The sequence below is a fragment of the Jannaschia sp. Os4 genome (assembly GCF_016820245.1).
In the GTDB taxonomy this organism is placed as follows: Bacteria; Pseudomonadota; Alphaproteobacteria; order Rhodobacterales; family Rhodobacteraceae; genus Jannaschia.
This window is the reverse complement of record NZ_JAFCAR010000005.1, coordinates 327535-342495: the sequence shown is the minus strand read 5'-3', so window position 1 is coordinate 342495 and position 14961 is coordinate 327535. Positions and strand designations below refer to the sequence as shown.

Annotated in this window: 16 protein-coding genes; 14 read left to right on the top strand and 2 right to left on the bottom strand. The window is 73.5% G+C overall.

Annotated elements, in window-relative coordinates; genetic code table 11:
- The 9 genes from JQC91_RS15430 (at window position 1) to JQC91_RS15390 (ending at window position 8388) form a co-directional block, all read left to right on the top strand.
- The gene (locus JQC91_RS15430; protein WP_203288176.1) at window positions 1-1242 is read left to right on the top strand and encodes an MFS transporter; all 1242 of its coding nucleotides are present in this window, start codon (window positions 1-3) and stop codon (window positions 1240-1242) included.
- Window positions 1243-1301: 59 nt separating this feature from the next.
- Window positions 1302-1466 carry an adenylosuccinate lyase gene (locus tag JQC91_RS15425; protein ID WP_203288174.1) on the top strand — a complete coding sequence of 55 codons (165 nt, stop codon included), beginning with the start codon at window positions 1302-1304 and terminating at the stop codon, window positions 1464-1466.
- Window positions 1467-1578: 112 nt separating this feature from the next.
- Window positions 1579-2484 (top strand): N-acetyl-gamma-glutamyl-phosphate reductase, encoded by a 906-nt coding sequence (gene argC, locus JQC91_RS15420; RefSeq protein WP_203288172.1) that lies wholly within the window; start codon window positions 1579-1581, stop codon window positions 2482-2484.
- 101 nt (window positions 2485-2585) lie between these two features.
- A complete protein-coding gene (locus JQC91_RS15415) occupies window positions 2586-3110 on the top strand; it encodes a hypothetical protein (RefSeq protein WP_203288170.1) in 525 nt (174 codons plus the stop codon).
- Between the two features lie 47 nt (window positions 3111-3157).
- A complete protein-coding gene (locus JQC91_RS15410) occupies window positions 3158-4171 on the top strand; it encodes a ligase-associated DNA damage response exonuclease (protein WP_203288168.1) in 1014 nt (337 codons plus the stop codon).
- Complete coding sequence (locus JQC91_RS15405; RefSeq protein WP_203288166.1) at window positions 4164-5042, top strand: alpha/beta hydrolase; 879 nt, start codon at window positions 4164-4166, stop codon at window positions 5040-5042. Before JQC91_RS15410 ends, JQC91_RS15405 begins: the two co-directional genes overlap by 8 nt.
- Entirely contained in the window at window positions 5039-5905 is an 867-nt protein-coding gene (locus tag JQC91_RS15400) for an alpha/beta hydrolase (protein ID WP_203288164.1), read from the top strand. Before JQC91_RS15405 ends, JQC91_RS15400 begins: the two co-directional genes overlap by 4 nt.
- Window positions 5902-7500, top strand: a complete 1599-nt coding sequence (locus JQC91_RS15395; protein WP_203288162.1) for an ATP-dependent DNA ligase — start codon at window positions 5902-5904, stop codon at window positions 7498-7500. The genes JQC91_RS15400 and JQC91_RS15395 overlap by 4 nt, the downstream gene beginning before the upstream one ends.
- 9 nt (window positions 7501-7509) lie before the next feature.
- Complete coding sequence (locus tag JQC91_RS15390) at window positions 7510-8388, top strand: amidohydrolase family protein (RefSeq protein WP_203288160.1); 879 nt, start codon at window positions 7510-7512, stop codon at window positions 8386-8388.
- On the opposite strand, the gene JQC91_RS15385 is transcribed toward JQC91_RS15390, so the two are convergent.
- Together JQC91_RS15385 and JQC91_RS15380 are read right to left on the bottom strand one after the other, a co-directional pair.
- The gene (locus tag JQC91_RS15385; RefSeq protein ID WP_203288158.1) at window positions 8367-9815 is read right to left on the bottom strand and encodes a response regulator; all 1449 of its coding nucleotides are present in this window, start codon (window positions 9813-9815) and stop codon (window positions 8367-8369) included. The genes JQC91_RS15390 and JQC91_RS15385 overlap by 22 nt on opposite strands.
- Window positions 9816-9822: 7 nt before the next feature.
- A complete protein-coding gene (locus JQC91_RS15380) occupies window positions 9823-11715 on the bottom strand; it encodes an AMP-binding protein (protein WP_203288156.1) in 1893 nt (630 codons plus the stop codon).
- A 117-nt stretch (window positions 11716-11832) separates the two neighbouring features.
- Here JQC91_RS15380 and JQC91_RS15375 point away from each other — a divergent pair, with 117 nt between their 5' ends.
- From JQC91_RS15375 to JQC91_RS15355, 5 genes are read left to right on the top strand one after another with little or no spacing between them, the layout of a single operon-like run.
- The gene (locus tag JQC91_RS15375; RefSeq protein ID WP_203288154.1) at window positions 11833-13194 is read left to right on the top strand and encodes a potassium transporter TrkG; all 1362 of its coding nucleotides are present in this window, start codon (window positions 11833-11835) and stop codon (window positions 13192-13194) included.
- Window positions 13195-13233: 39 nt separating this feature from the next.
- Window positions 13234-13668 (top strand): TIGR01244 family sulfur transferase, encoded by a 435-nt coding sequence (locus JQC91_RS15370; protein WP_203288152.1) that lies wholly within the window; start codon window positions 13234-13236, stop codon window positions 13666-13668.
- Window positions 13665-14009 carry an SH3-like domain-containing protein gene (locus JQC91_RS18160; RefSeq protein ID WP_275297020.1) on the top strand — a complete coding sequence of 115 codons (345 nt, stop codon included), beginning with the start codon at window positions 13665-13667 and terminating at the stop codon, window positions 14007-14009. The genes JQC91_RS15370 and JQC91_RS18160 overlap by 4 nt, the downstream gene beginning before the upstream one ends.
- Window positions 14002-14280 (top strand): SH3-like domain-containing protein, encoded by a 279-nt coding sequence (locus tag JQC91_RS18155; protein WP_203288150.1) that lies wholly within the window; start codon window positions 14002-14004, stop codon window positions 14278-14280. The genes JQC91_RS18160 and JQC91_RS18155 overlap by 8 nt, the downstream gene beginning before the upstream one ends.
- Entirely contained in the window at window positions 14280-14924 is a 645-nt protein-coding gene (locus JQC91_RS15355) for a nitrile hydratase subunit alpha (RefSeq protein ID WP_203288148.1), read from the top strand. Before JQC91_RS18155 ends, JQC91_RS15355 begins: the two co-directional genes overlap by 1 nt.
- Window positions 14925-14961 lie beyond the last annotated feature (37 nt).

Below are 14961 nucleotides of genomic sequence, written 5' to 3'. Positions count from 1 at the left end.
ATGCGCCTCCTGATCTCCTTCGCCGCGCTCTTCGCCTCGGTCGCGCTGCTGCAGCTGGGATCCGGCGGCCTCGGCCCGTTCGACGCGCTCTCGGGCGTGGTGCTGGGGTTCACCACGACCGAGATCGGCCTGCTCGGATCGGCGCACTTCCTCGGGTTCTTCCTCGGCTGCTGGGCCGCGCCGCGCCTCTTGGGGGCCATCGGCCACTCGCGCGCCTTCGCCGTGTTCACCGCCGCCGGGACCATCAGCCTGATTGCCCACATGGTCGTGCCGCACCCGTGGGCATGGGCCGGGATGCGCGTCGCGTCGGGCCTGTGCGTGGCGGGCTGCTACACGGTGATCGAGGCGTGGCTGCAGGCGAAGGTCACCAACGAGACGCGGGGCCGCGCGATGGGCACCTACCGCGTCGTGGATCAAGGCGCGTCGCTCCTCGCGCAGCTGGCCGTCTCGGTGCTCGAGCCCGCGACCTACGCGGGCTACAACCTGCTCGCCATCCTCGCCTGCGCCGCGCTGCTGCCGCTCGCGCTCACCCGCGCGGGCCAGCCCGAGGTGCCGTCCGCCCCCCGCCTGCGCCCGATGCTGGCCGTCGCCAAGTCGCCGCTCGCCGCCGCCGCGGTGGTGGTGGCGGGGCTGACCTCCTCGGCCTTCCGCACCGTTGGCCCCCTGCACGGCACCGAGGTCGGTCTCCGGCCCGACCAGATCGGCCCCTACCTCGCCGCCTTCGTCGCGGGCGGCGCGCTGGCGCAGCTTCCGGCCGGGTGGATCGCGGACCGGATGGACCGGCGGAGGCTGCTGATCTGGCTTTCCGCGCTCGCGGTCGCCTCCTGCGCGGCCTCGGCCACGCTCGCGGGGGCGTCGGTGGCGTGGGCCTACGCCACGGCAGCGCTGTTCGGGCTGATCACCTTCCCGATCTACTCGGTCGCCGCCGCCCACGCCCACGACCAAGCCACGAGCGCCGAGCGGGTCGAGCTGTCGGCGGCGCTGATGTTCCTGTTCGCCCTCGGCGCCATCGGATCGCCGCTCGCGGCCTCCACGCTGATCGAGGCGTTCGGCCCGCAGGCGATGTTCTGGCTGATCGGCGGCGGGCACCTGCTCCTCGCGCTCGTGGCCGTCGCGCGCGCGATGCTGCGGCCCCGCGTCGAGGCGCGCACGCCCTATGTCTGGACCCCGCGCACCACCTTCGTCAGCGGCCGCCTCTTCGGGCGCCTGCGGGAGCGGGACGATCCGCCGCGGGAGGAGTGATTTGGCGGATCGGGCCGGGCGCGCTACCGTCGAGGGCGTCAACTCACGAGGAGACGACCATGACCACGCTCAAGACCCTGCTCGTCGCGGGCCTGTTGCTGGCTCCCGGCATGGCCGCCGCTCAAGGCTGCAACTACGAGAAGACGACCACGGCGCAATCCTGCGCCCCGGGCAACGTGTTGGACGCCGAGACCGGCACCTGTGTCCCCGAGGCGACCGGCTGACCGTCCCTGAACCCGACGACCCGAAGCCCCGGCCCCCGCGTCGGGGCTTCGTCTTTGACGGCACCCGCCCCGCCCGCTAGGTCCGCGCCGTCACCAACGAAAGGACGGGACCATGACGCGGGTCTTCATCGACGGCGAGGCGGGAACCACGGGGCTGCGCATCCGCGAGCGCCTCGACCGCCGCGACGACGTGGAGGTCGTGTCCGTGGACCACGCCCTGCGGAAGGACCCCGACGCCCGGCGCGACGCCTTCGCGCGGGCCGACGTGGGCATCCTCTGCTTGCCCGACGACGCGGCCCGCGAGGCGGTGACGCTGGCGGGCGACTGCCGCCTGATAGATGCCTCCACCGCGCATCGGACGAACCCCGACTGGACCTACGGGATGCCCGAGCTGCCGGGCCAGCGGGAGCGCATCCGGACCGCGAAGAAAGTGGCGAACGTCGGCTGCTACGCGACCGGGGCCATCTCCATCCTGCGGCCCCTGACCGACGCGGGCATCCTGCCGCCCGACCATCCCGCCGTGCTGACGGGGGTGTCGGGCTACACCGGCGGCGGCAACGCCCTGATCACTGCGTTCGAGTCCGGGGAGGCGCCCGCGTTCTATGCCTACGCGCCGGGCCAGACGCACAAGCACCTGCCGGAGATGATGACGTATGGCGGCCTCACGCGGAAGCCGTGCTTCCAGCCGATGCTGTCGGCCTACGCGCAGGGGATGCTGGTGCAGCTCCACCTGCACGCCGACCTGCTGCCGGGCGAGATCGCGGGACAGGCGCGGATCGAGGCATGCCTGCGCGACTTCTACGCGGGCGACCCGTTCGTCTCCGTGGTGCTCCCCAGCGACAAGATCGACCCGCAGCGCCTGAACGGGACCAACCGGATGGAGCTGTCGGTGCAGGGCGACGGCGAGGGGCGCGTCACGGTGGTCGCGGTGCTCGACAACCTCGGCAAGGGCGCGTCGGGCACGGCGGTGCAGTGCCTGAACCTGATGACCGGGGCCGAGGAGACGGCCGGCCTCTGACACGGGCGTGATGCGCCGCGATGTCGCGTCCGCCGCCGGGGGCTTGTCCCGCGCGGCGGGCGACGCATCGTCCCGGTCGACGCCCATCTCCGGAGACGACCATGCGCATCCTGCTCGCCGCCCTCTGCCTCGCCCCCGCAGCCGCCTTCGCGGCCGGCACCTCCTCGACGCCGCCGACGCAGACCGAGACCACGGTCACCTGCCCCGAAGGCAGCGTCTGGGACGCCACCCGGGGGGCGTGCATCGTCGGCCAGTCCGGGGCGCTGGACGACCGGCAGCTCTACGAGGGCGCGCGCGAGCTGGCCTATTTCGACCGCCCGGCCGAGGCTCTGGCGCTGCTCGATCTCGTGGCCGAGGTGGATGCCGACGTCCTCACCCTGCGCGGCTTCGCCACGCGCAAGGCGGGCGACTGGGAAGGCGGCGCGGCCCTCTACCGGGCGGCGCTGGCGCTCGATCCCGACCACTGGCAGGCGCTGTCCTACTACGGGCAGGGCCTCGTCGAGCGCGGCGACCTCGTCGGGGCCGAGGAGAAGCTCGAACTGATCCGCGCCACCGGCGGGCGCGGGACGTGGGCCGAGACGGCGCTGGCCGAGGCCGTCGAGACGGGGACGACCCACGCCTACTGAATCGCGGGGGTGGGGGAACGATCCCCCCGCCCCTATCTTCTCCCCTCATGGTGCTCGAATTCCGCGACGAGGGGCTCTACTGCCCGGCCGGCGACTTCTGGGTCGATCCGTGGCGTCCCGTCGACCGGGCGCTCGTCACCCACGGCCATGCCGACCACTCCTACGCGGGCCATAGGTCCTACATGGCGACGCATGCCGCGCTGCCGGTCATGCGCCACCGCTTGGGCGACATCCGCACCGACGGCGTCGCGTTCGGCGAAACGCGGGTCATCGGCGGCGCCACGGTCAGCTTCCACCCCGCGGGCCACGTGCCCGGCAGCGCGCAGATCCGCATCGAGGTGGGCGGCGAGGTCTGGGTCGTCTCGGGCGACTACAAGACCGGGCCGGACAAGCTGTCCGAGCCGTGGGAGCCGGTTCGCTGCCACGCCTTCATCACCGAATGCACCTTCGGCCTGCCGGTCTTCGCGTGGGAGAGCGAGGCCGAACTGGAGCGGCAGGTGAACGAATGGTGGGCCTCCTGCGCCGCCGACGGGCGCTTCGCCGTGGTCGGCGCCTACAGCTTGGGCAAGGCGCAGCGGCTGATGACGATGGTGGACCCCTCCATCGGCCCGATCCTGACCCACGGCGCGGTCGAGAACACCAACGCCGTGCTGCGGGCGCAGGGCGTGGCGCTGCCCGATACGGTGCGGGTGACGCGGGAGACGGACCTGAAGGCCAACGCGGGCGGCCTCGTGATCGCGCCGCCCTCGGCGCTGGCGGGCGGCTGGATCAAGAAGTTCGGCAACTGCTCGACGGGCATCGCGTCGGGCTGGATGGCCTTGCGCGGCGTGCGGCGGCGGCGTGCGGCGGACCGGGGCTTCGTGATCTCGGACCACGCGGACTGGCTGGGCCTGAACGACGCCATCGCGGCGACGGGGGCCGAACGCATCTTCGCCACGCACGGCTACACCTCCACCTTCCACCGCTGGCTGCGCGACAAGGGCTACGACGCCCACGTCGTCAGCACCGAGTACGGCGACGACCAGCTCGAGACCGAGGACGCCGAGGCCGAGGATGCCTGAGATTGCCCTCACGTGGCGCGACCGCATGGTCGCCGGGCTGGCCGACCGCGTGGCCGAGCCGCTGCTGCGGCGGCCCCTCCCCGTCGCCGCGATGCGCGCGGCCTTCGCGCTGGCCACGCCCCTGCGCGCGCCGAAGGGCGCGGCCGTCGAATGGCAAGATGTCGGCGGCGTCCAAGCCCGCGTGCTGACGCCGCCCGACGCGCGGGGCGACCTGCTCTGGTGCCACGGCGGCGCCTTCGTGGCCGGATCGCCGCGCTCCCACGCGCGCCTGACCGACCTGGTCGCGATGGCCTCCGGCCTGCGCGTGACGACGCCCGCCTACCGCCTCGCGCCCGAGCATCCGTTCCCCGCCGCCTACGAGGACTGCCTCGCCGCCGCCCACGCGATGGCCGCGCGGGGGCCGTTCGCCCTCGCCGGGGACAGCGCGGGCGCGACGCTCGCCGCCTCGGTCTGCGCCCAGCTCTGCGCAGACGGCACGCCGCCCGCGCGCATGGCCCTGATCTGCCCCGCCGGCCGGCTCGACGCCGCCCGCCCCGACCCGGCGGATGCCGACCCGATGTTCCTGAGCCGCCCGCTCCTCGAGCGGCTGCTCGCGCTCTACGCGCCGGGCGCGGACCCGACCGACCCGCGCCTGTCGCCCGTCCATGCCGACTTCCCCGGCGCGCCGCCCACCCTGATCCACGTGGCCGACGGGGAGCTGCTGGAGGAGGACTCCGACGCCCTCGCGGCCCAGCTGCGCGCGGGCGGCGCGGACGTCCGGATCCGGCGCGTGCGCGGACTGCCCCACGCGTGGCACCTCGCCGCTGGCATCGCCCCCGCCGCGGACCGGGCGCTCGACGGCATCGCCGCCTTCCTGAGGGGCGCCGCATGAGGCGGAGCCTGCGCGACCGGACCCTCGCGATGGGGGTGCGCCTGACGGTGCGCCCGCTCCTGTCCCTTCCCCTGCCGTGGACCGCCCACCGGAGGCTGATGCAGGTCGGCGCGCTGTTCCGCCCCCGCGTGCCGGGCCTGCACGTCACCCGCGAGGCCATCGGCGGCGTCCCCTGCCGCGTGTCCGAGCCGAAGGAGGGCGCGGCGGGCGAGCTGATCTGGTTCCACGGCGGCGGCTTCGTAATGGGCAGCCCCGACACGTATCACCGCCTCCTCGACGAGCTCGCGCGGCGCTCCGGCCGCCGGGTCATCGCGCCCGACTACCGCCTCGCCCCGGAGCACCCCTTCCCGGCCGCGCACGACGACTGCCTCGCCGTAGCCCGGGCCCGGCCCGGCGCCGCGCTCGGCGGCGACAGCGCGGGCGGATGCCTCGCGCTCGGGGTCGCGGCCCGGCTCTGCCGCGAGGCCCCGCCCGAGCGGCTGGTCCTCGCCTCGCCCGCCGCCGACCTCGACCCCACCCGCCCGGCACCGGAGGGGCACGACGAGATCGTCCTCGCGGTGCCCATGCTTAAGCGCGCCGTGACGGACTACGTAGGCGACGCCGACCCGCGGGACCCCCGCGTCTCCCCGATCCACGCCGACTGGCCCTGCCCCATCCCCGCGCTGATCTTCGTCGCCGAGGGCGAGATCCTGCAGCGCGACGCCGAGGCCGTGGCCGAACGGCTCCGCGGGGCGGGCGCGGAGGTGCGCCTGCGGATCTTCCGCGACGTGTTCCATGCATGGCTCCTCGCCGTCGGCTCCGGCGCGCCGGGGGCGGAGCGGGCGGTGGACGAGGCGGCGGAGTTTCTGCGGGTGCATCCATGAAGCACTTCGCCGAACTCTTCACCGCGCTCGACCGTACGACCAAGACGAACGCCAAGACGGCGGCCCTGGCCGCCTACTTCCGCGAGGCGGCGGAGGACGACCGCCTTTGGACGATCGCGCTGCTGTCGGGCCGGCGCCCGAAGCGCACCGTCACCGCGACGCGGATGGCGGAATGGGCGGCCGAGCGGGCGGGCCTGCCGATGTGGCTCTTCAAGGAGAGCTACCACGTGGTCGGCGACCTCGCCGAGACCATCGCGCTGATCCTGCCGGAGCCGACGCGGACGTCCGAGCGCAGCCTGTCGGAGTGGATCGCCGACATCCGCGCCCTGCAGACCGCCGAGGAGCCGGAGAAGCGGCGGCTGGTCGAGGCGGGGTGGGACGCGCTCGGGGGCGCGGAGCGGTTCGTTTTCAACAAGCTCATCACCGGCGGCTTCCGCGTGGGCGTGAGCCAGAAGCTGATGACCCGGGCCTTGGCGCAGGCCACCGAGATCGACGAGGCGGAGCTGGCGCACCGGCTGATGGGCGACTGGTCGCCCGAGACCACCTCCTACCGCGCGCTGATCGTCGAGCACGACCCGACGGCGGACCTGTCGCGCCCCTACCCGTTCTGCCTCGCCCATCAAGTCGAGCCGGGGCCGGAGGTGCTGGGCGCGCCGGACGAATGGCTGGCGGAGTGGAAGTGGGACGGCATCCGGGGTCAGCTGATCCTGCGGGAAGGGACGCACCACCTGTGGTCGCGCGGCGAGGAGCTGATGACCGACCGCTTCCCCGAGTTCGCGCGGGCGTCGGACTTCCTGCCGGACGGCACGGTCCTCGACGGCGAGATCCTCGCGTGGGACCACGCCGCGAACCAGCCGATGCGGTTCAACGCGCTGCAGAAGCGGATCGGGCGCAAGACGGTGCCCAAGAAGCTGCTGCAGGAGGCGCCCGCGATCCTCTACGCCTACGACCTATTGGAGCATGGCGGCGAGGACGTCCGCGCCCTGCCCCTGTCCGAGCGCCGGGAGCGCCTGGACGCCCTGCTGCGCGACCTGCCGCCCGAGGCGCCGGTGATACGGTCGGAGGGGATCGCCTTCGACACGTGGGACGGGCTGCGCGACCTGCGCGAGGGATCGCGCGCGCGGATGGCCGAAGGGATGATGCTCAAGCGCCTGACCTCGCCCTACCACGTGGGCCGCAAGCGCGGGGACTGGTGGAAGTGGAAGATCGACCCGCTGACCATCGACGCGGTCATGGTCTACGCGCAGGCCGGCCACGGGCGGCGGGCGAACCTCTTCACGGACTTCACCTTCGCGGTGTGGAAGGGCAACGAGCTGGTCCCCTTCACCAAGGCCTATTCGGGCCTGACGGACGCCGAGTTCCGCAAGATCACCGCGTGGGTGCGGCGCAACACGCTCGCCAAGTTCGGCCCCGTTCGCCAAGTCCCCGCCGAGCAGGTCTTCGAGATCGGCTTCGAGGGGATACAGGAGAGCCCGCGCCACAAGTCGGGGGTCGCCCTGCGCTTTCCCCGGATGCTGCGCTGGCGCGACGACAAGCCGGTGCAGGAGGCGAACACCCATGCGGACCTCTTGGAGATGCTGCGCCTCTACGGCTAGCGTCGCCCGATGATCCCCGCCGCCGATCCGCCGCTCGACACCGGCCCCGTGACACGCCGCGCCCCCGACGGGGCCTGCGACGCCCATGTCCACATGCTCGCCGCGCCCGAGGAGGCCCCGCTCTGGGACGGGCGGGTCGAGGATCCGGCCCCCGGCTGGACCTTCGACCGCTACCTCGCGGCCTACCGCGCGCAATGCGAGGCGCTGAACGTCTCGCGCACGGTCGTCGTCCATTCGATCCTCTACGGCACGGACAACGCGGTGACCGCGCGGGCGGTGGCCGCGCTCGGACGGGACCGCGCGCGGGGGATCGGCCTCGTGCGCGACGACGCGACCGACGCGGACCTCGACGTGCTGGTCGGTGCGGGCATCGTCGGGGTGCGCCTCAACTACGTCCACGGCGGCGTGCTGTCATGGGACGGCGTGGAGGCGATGGCCCCGCGCCTCGCCGAGCGCGGGCTGCACGTCCAGATGCTCGCGCGCGCCGACCACTTGCCGGATCTCGCGCCCCGCATCCGCGCGATGCCGGTGGACGTCGTGCTGGACCACATGGCGTGGCCGGCCGTCGCGGCCGGACCCGCGGCGCCGGGGTTCCGCGCGCTGCGCGACCTCGTGGCCGACCGGGCCGCGTGGGTGAAGCTCTCCGCCCCCTACAGGGTCTGCGCGGACCCCTACGACGATGCCCTCCCGCTCGTGCGGTCCCTGCTGGACGCGGCGCCCGAGCGATGCGTGTGGGGGTCGGACTGGCCGCACATCATGTTGGGCGACGCCGCGCGGCCCCGGTCCGGCGCGCTCTTGGATGTGCTCGCGCGGGCCACGGACGAGGCGGAGTGGCGCACCGTGCTCGTGGACGCGCCCGCGGCCCTCTACGGGTTATCCGACAACTGACCGAGCATCCGGCGCAGGTCCGCCAAGCGCGCGAGCACGTCGGGCGCGATCCGCGCCGCCTCGTCGGGGCCGTCCGCCGTCAGCAGGGCGCGCGCGCGGGACTGGACGGGCAGCGCCCCGACCACCCCGGCCAGCGACAGCAGTGCATGCGCCTCGGCCGCCAAGGCATCGGGATCCTCGGCCTCGACGGCGCGCGACATGCGCGCCTCGACCGCCGCAAAGTCCGCCTTCAGGCCGGCGAGGAACGCCGCGCGGTCCGCCTCGTCCGTCGCGGCCAGCAGTTCCGCCAGCAGGGCGGCGCTCACCGGCGGCGCGGCCTCCGGGCTCCAGTGCGAGGGCGTGCGCGCCGCGAGATGCCGCGCGAGGATCGCGCCCACCTCCTCGACGGTGCCCAGCGGCTTGGGGAGGATGTCCTCCGCCCCGGCCTCGATGATGGCGTCCCGGTCGTCGTGGAGGACGTAGGCGGTCATCGCGAGGATCGGCGTGGGCGGGGCGATCCCGCGCGCTTGGCGGAGCCGCTCGGAGCGGATCACCTCGATCCCGCCCAAGGACGGCATCTCGAGATCGACCACCGCGAGGTCGAACCGCTCCCGCGCGAGCCAGTTGAGCGCCTCGATCCCGTCGGCGGCGGTCTCGCACTCCGCCCCCATGCGCGAGAGCATCGCGCGCAGCAGCGCCTGCGTCGTGGCGCTGTCGTCGGCCACGAGCACCCGGAGGCCCGACAGGTCCGGCAGCCCCTCCGGCGCGTCGCGGCGCCACGCCTCCTCGGGCAGCCGGAGCGTGACCGCCGCGCCGCCGCCGGGACGGTTCCTCGCGGTCAGCCGACCGCCCAGGCGCTCGGCATGGGCCCGCGCGATGTGGAGGCCCATTCCCGTGCTGCCCGCGCCCGACACGGCGGGGGCGAAGGCCGCCTCCGGCCCTGCGTCCCCGAAGCCCGGCCCGTCGTCGCGCGCCTCGATCACGAGGTCCGCGTCCTCCAGCCGCGCCGCGAGGTCGACGGCGCCGCCCGGCGCGTGGCGCAGGGCGTTGGCCATCAGGTTCGCGACCACCCGGCGCAGGTGGAGCTGATCGAGGCGGACGACCTCGGGGAGGCCGTCCCCGCGGTCGAGCGCCACGCGGGTCCCGTCGGGGGCGGCATGGCCGCGCCAGCGCCGCAGCTCGTCGGCGAGGAAGCGCGGCAGGTTCAGGTTGCCCGTCGGGGCCGGCGCGTCCGGGTCGGCGGCGAGGGGGCCGGCCAAGACTTCCTCCACCAGCCGGGCGAGCAGCTCCGAGGCCGCATGGACGCGCTCGACCTGCGCGCGGACGTCGTCGGGAAGCACGTCGCGGTCGATCAGGCGCAGACCGCCGATCACGTCCGAGACCGCCGCGCGGATGTCGTGCCCGAGCAGCGCGAGCGGGCCGGGCGCCTCGGGCGGGTCGCCGGTCACCGCCCGCTCACCCGTCGGCGGGGTAGCCCAAGCCCCGCAGCGCGTCGGCCACCTCGTCGAGGATGGCCGGATCGTCGATGGTCGCGGGCATCTTCCAGTCCCGCCCGTCCGCGATGGCGGCCATTGTGCCGCGCAGGATCTTGCCCGAACGGGTCTTGGGCAGGCGGTCGACCACCACGGCCAGCTTGAAGGCCGCGACGGGGCCGATGGTCTCCCGCACGAGGGCCACCGCCTCCTTGGCGATCTCGTCGGGGGACTGCGCGGCGCCCGCGTTGGCGATCATCAGGCCCACCGGAAGCTGACCCTTCAGCGGGTCCGCGACCCCGATTACCGCGCATTCGGCGACCGACGGATGGGAGGCGATCACCTCCTCCATCTGGCCCGTGGACAGGCGGTGGCCCGCGACGTTGATGACGTCGTCCGTGCGCGCCATGATCCAGAGGTAGCCGTCCTCGTCCAGCATGCCCGCGTCGCCCGTCTCGTAGTGGCCGGGGAAGGCGTCGAGGTAGCTCTTCCGGAACCGCGCGTCGGCGTTCCAGAGCGTCGGGAGCGTGCCCGGCGGCAGCGGCAGGCGCACCGCGATCGCCCCGAGGGTGCCGCGCGGCACCTCGTGGCCGGCCTCGTCCAGCACCACGACGTCGTAGCCGGGCATCGGCACCGAGGGGCTGCCCGACTTCACCGGCAGCGCCTCCAGCCCCACCGGGTTGGCGGCGATGGCCCAGCCGGTCTCGGTCTGCCACCAGTGGTCGATCACCGGCTTGCCCGTCGTGCGCTCGATCCACGCCACGGTGTCGGGGTCGGCGCGCTCGCCAGCGAGGAAGATCGTGCGCAGCCGCGAGAGGTCGAACCGCCCCGCGACCTTCCCCTCCGGATCCTCGCGCTTGACCGCGCGGAACGCCGTGGGCGCGGTGAAGAAGGCGGCGACCGCGTGGTCCTGCATCACGCGCCAGAAGGCGGTCGCGTCGGGGGTGCCGACTGGCTTCCCCTCGTAGACGACCGTGGTGCAGCCGTGGATCAGCGGCGCGTAGGCGATGTAGCTGTGCCCCACGACCCACCCCACGTCGGAGGCGGCCCAGAACGTCTCGCCCGGACGGACGCCGTAGATGTTGGGCATCGACCACGCGAGCGCGACGAGGTGCCCCGCCGTGGGGCGCACCACGCCCTTCGGCGCGCCGGTCGTGCCGGAGGTGTAGAGGATGTAGGCCGGGTGGTCGCCCGGCACGGGGACGCAGGCGGCGGGCTCCGCGCCGGCGACGAAGTCGCGCCAATCGACGTCGCGCTCGCCCATGTCCGCCACGGCCTGCTCTCGCTGGAGGACGACGGTGAAGTCGGGTGCGTGGTCCGCCTGCGCCAGCGCCCCGTCGATCAGCGGCTTGTACTCGACCACGCGGCCGGGCTCGATCCCGCAGGACGCGGCGAGGATCGCCTTGGGCTTGGCGTCGTCGATCCGCACCGCAAGCTCCGCGGCGGCGAAGCCCCCGAACACGACCGAATGGATCGCCCCGATCCGCGCGCAGGCCAGCATCGCGACCAGCGCCTCGGGCACCATCGGCATGTAGACGACGACGCGGTCGCCCATCCCGACCCCGCGCCCCGCCAGCGCGCCGGCGAGGCGGGCCACGTCGTCCTGGAGCTGCGCGTAGGTGATCCGCCGGACCGCGCCCGTGACCGGGCTGTCGTAGGCGATGGCGACGCGGTCGCCGTGGCCCGCCTCGACGTGGCGGTCGACCGCGTTCCAGCAGCCGTTCACGCGCCCGTCCACGAACCATTCCGGCACCACCCCGCCCCGGTCGTGCAGCGCCTTGGAGGGGGCCACGTCCCAGTCGACGGCGCGGGCCGCGTCCATCCAGAACCCCTCCGGGTCGTCCTTGGCCCGCTGCCATTCCGTCCGGTAGCCCATGCACGTCCCTCCCCTGCGCGGGGCGCACCCTGCCGGGGGCCGGGCGCGCCTGCAAGCGGCGGAACCGCGCCGCGGGCGCTGCGTTCGTCCCGGCACACCTCCAACGGGACCCCATCGATGCCCGTCGACGCCATCCGCCGCACCTGCCTCCGGGGCTGGGCGCGCTGGAACCACATCGTCGCCTCCACCGCCGCGCCGCGCCTGCTGCTGGTCGGCTACGTGAGCTACGCGCTGATCGGATGGGCGCTCCTGTCCCTGCCGTGGGCGCAGGCGGTCCCGCTCGACCCCGTCGACACGCTGTTCATCGCGGTCTCGGCGGTCTCGACCACCGGGCTGGTGACGATCGACCCCGGCACCTCCTTCACCTTCTTCGGCGAACTCGTGGTGATCTCGCTGATCCAGATGGGCGGCTTGGGCTACATGACCATCGGGTCGTTCATCGTCCTCGCCCTCGCCTCGAGGCTGGACCGCGTCCACAGCCACGGGACGCGCGCGGCCTTCAACCTGCCCGAGACCGTCGACCCGGCGCAGTTCGTCAAGGCGGTCGTCGCCTTCACCCTCGTCTGCGAGGCGGCGGGCGCGGCGGCCCTCTGGCCGATGTTCGCGGCGGCCGGGGTGGAGGATCCGCTCTGGTCCGCGATCTTCCATTCGATCAGCGCGTTCTGCACGGCCGGCTTCTCGCTCAACCCCGACTCGTTCGAGGGCTTCGCGGACCACGCGGGGGTCGTCTCGGTGATCTCCGCCCTGTCCCTCGCGGGCGCGATGGGCTTCCTCATCGTCATCGACTTCTGGCGCACGCTGACGGGCCGCGCCCGGGCGCTCGGCTTCACCTCCAAGGTGATCTGGCGGACCACCCTCGCCTTCCTGATCGTCGGCACGACGATCCTCTTCGTGGCCGAGCCGACCTATCAGGCGATGGCCCCGGAGGACCGGCTGATGGCCTCGTTCTTCCAGGTGATGACGGCGTCCACGACCGTGGGCTTCAACACCACGCCGATCGGGGCGCTGGCCCCGGCCATCATCGTGGCGATGTTCTTCCTGATGGTGATCGGCGCCTCGCCCGCGGGGACGGGGGGCGGCCTCAAGACCACGTCCTTCGCCGCGCTGGTGGGCCTCGTGCGCTCGACGCTGAAGGGCCGCGACCGCATCCGCTACTTCAAGCGCGAGATCCCGCTCTCCCGCCTGCAGACCGCCGCCGCCGGGCTGACCTTCTACGCGATGCTGCTGCTCGGCGCGACCTTCGTCCTGCTGCTCGCGCAGCCGACGCTGCCGTTCGACGCCGTGATGTTCGAGGCGATCTCGGCCATGGGCACCGTCGGCCTGTCGATGGGGATCACCGGCGACCTCAGCGGCCTCGGCAAGCTCGTGGTGATCGTCCTGATGACCGCCGGGCGGGTCGGCATCCTCACCTTCGGCATCGCGCTCGCCTCGCACGACGAGAGCCGCGCCGAGGAGGAGGACAACGACCTCGTGCTCTGATCCCTTCCCCTCCCCCGCCCGGCGGTGCATCGTGCCGCCATGGACCTCCGACCGCTCGACGAGATCACCTCCGTCGCCCCCATGATCGACCCCGCCGACGTGGCCGCCTTGGCCGAGGGCGGGATCACGACGCTGATCTGCAACCGCCCCGACGCCGAGGTGCCGCCCTCGCACCAGGCCGAGGCGATGCGCCAAGCCGCCGAGGCGGCGGGCTTGGAGTTCGTGTACAACCCGCTCGCCATGCCGAACCTGACGATGGCCGCCATCGACGAGCAGGCCGATGCCATCGACGGGGCCGAGGGGCGCGTGCTGGCCTACTGCGCGTCGGGCACCCGGTCGTCGGTGCTCTGGGCGCTGGCGATGGCCGGACGTCTGCGGACGGACGAGATCATGGAGGCGCTGGAGGGCGCGGGCTACCACCTGCCGCAGCTGCGCGGGCAGGTCGACATGCTCGCGAAGGAGCGGGAGGGATGAGCGAAGCCGGAACGACGGGCCGTCGTTGGCACGACATGGGCGGGGACGCCGCGGGCCCCGTGCCCGGCGACGAGCACGACTTCGCGCTGTGGGAGAAGCGGGTCGACGCGCTGATGATCCTCGCCTCCGGGGCGGGCCACTTCACCGTCGACGGCCTGCGCCGGGCCTTGGAGGACATGGGCGAGGCCGCGTTCGAGGAGATGTCCTACTACGAGCGCTGGATCGCCGCCGTGAACCAGAATCTCCTGGAGGGCGGCGTCTACTCGATCGAGGAGCTCGGTCGGAAGATGGCCGAGGTGCAGGCGCGGGGCGACAGCTACGGGACCGTGCAGGATGGTTGACCTCGCCCCCGGCGCCACGGTCCGGGTGGCCGCCATGATGCCGCCCGGCCACGTCCGGACGCCCGCCTACCTGCGCGGCAAGGTGGGCGAGGTTGAGCGGATTCTCGGACCCTTCGGCAACCCCGAGCGGCTCGCCTACGGGCTGGAGGCCGAGCGCCTTCCCCTCGCCCGCGTGCGCTTCACCATGCGCGAGGTGTGGGGCGCGGGCGCGGAGCGGCCCGACGACACGCTAGACGCCGAGATCTACGCGCACTGGCTGGAGCCCGCCTGATGCCCCACGACCATCACCATCACGAGGGGACGTCCCCCTCCGGCCATCCCTACCGCGCCGATCAGGACGGCCCGCTCACTTACTGGCAGGCGATGGAGGTCGCGGTCCGCGAACTGCTCGTCGAGAAGGGCGTCGTGACCGCCGACCAGGTGCAGCGCCAGATCGAGGCGATGGACGCGCGCTCGCCCGCCGACGGCGCGGCCTTCGTCGCCCGGACGTGGACGGACCCCGACTTCGCGGCCCTCGCCCGGCGCGACGCGACCGCCGCCTGCCGCGAGATGGGGTTCGACCCGGGCACGATGCGCCTGATCGCCGTCGAGAACGACGAGGGCACCCACAACGTCGTCGTCTGCACGCTCTGCTCGTGCTACCCGCGCAACCTGCTGGGCCTGCCGCCCGACTGGTACAAGAGCCGGGAATACCGATCGCGTACCGTGCGGGAGCCCCGCGCCGTGCTGCGCGAGTTCGGGCTCGACCTGCCCGAGGGCACGACCGTTCGGGTCCACGACAGCACCGCCGACATGCGGTACGTCGTGATCCCGCGCCGCCCCGACGGGACCGACGGGTGGGAGGCCGACCTGCTCGCCGCGCTGGTGACGCGGGATTCGATGATCGGGACGGGTGTTGCACGGGTGCCATCGTGATCGACACGGGCGCCGCGATTCCGCCCCGGTCCTCCGT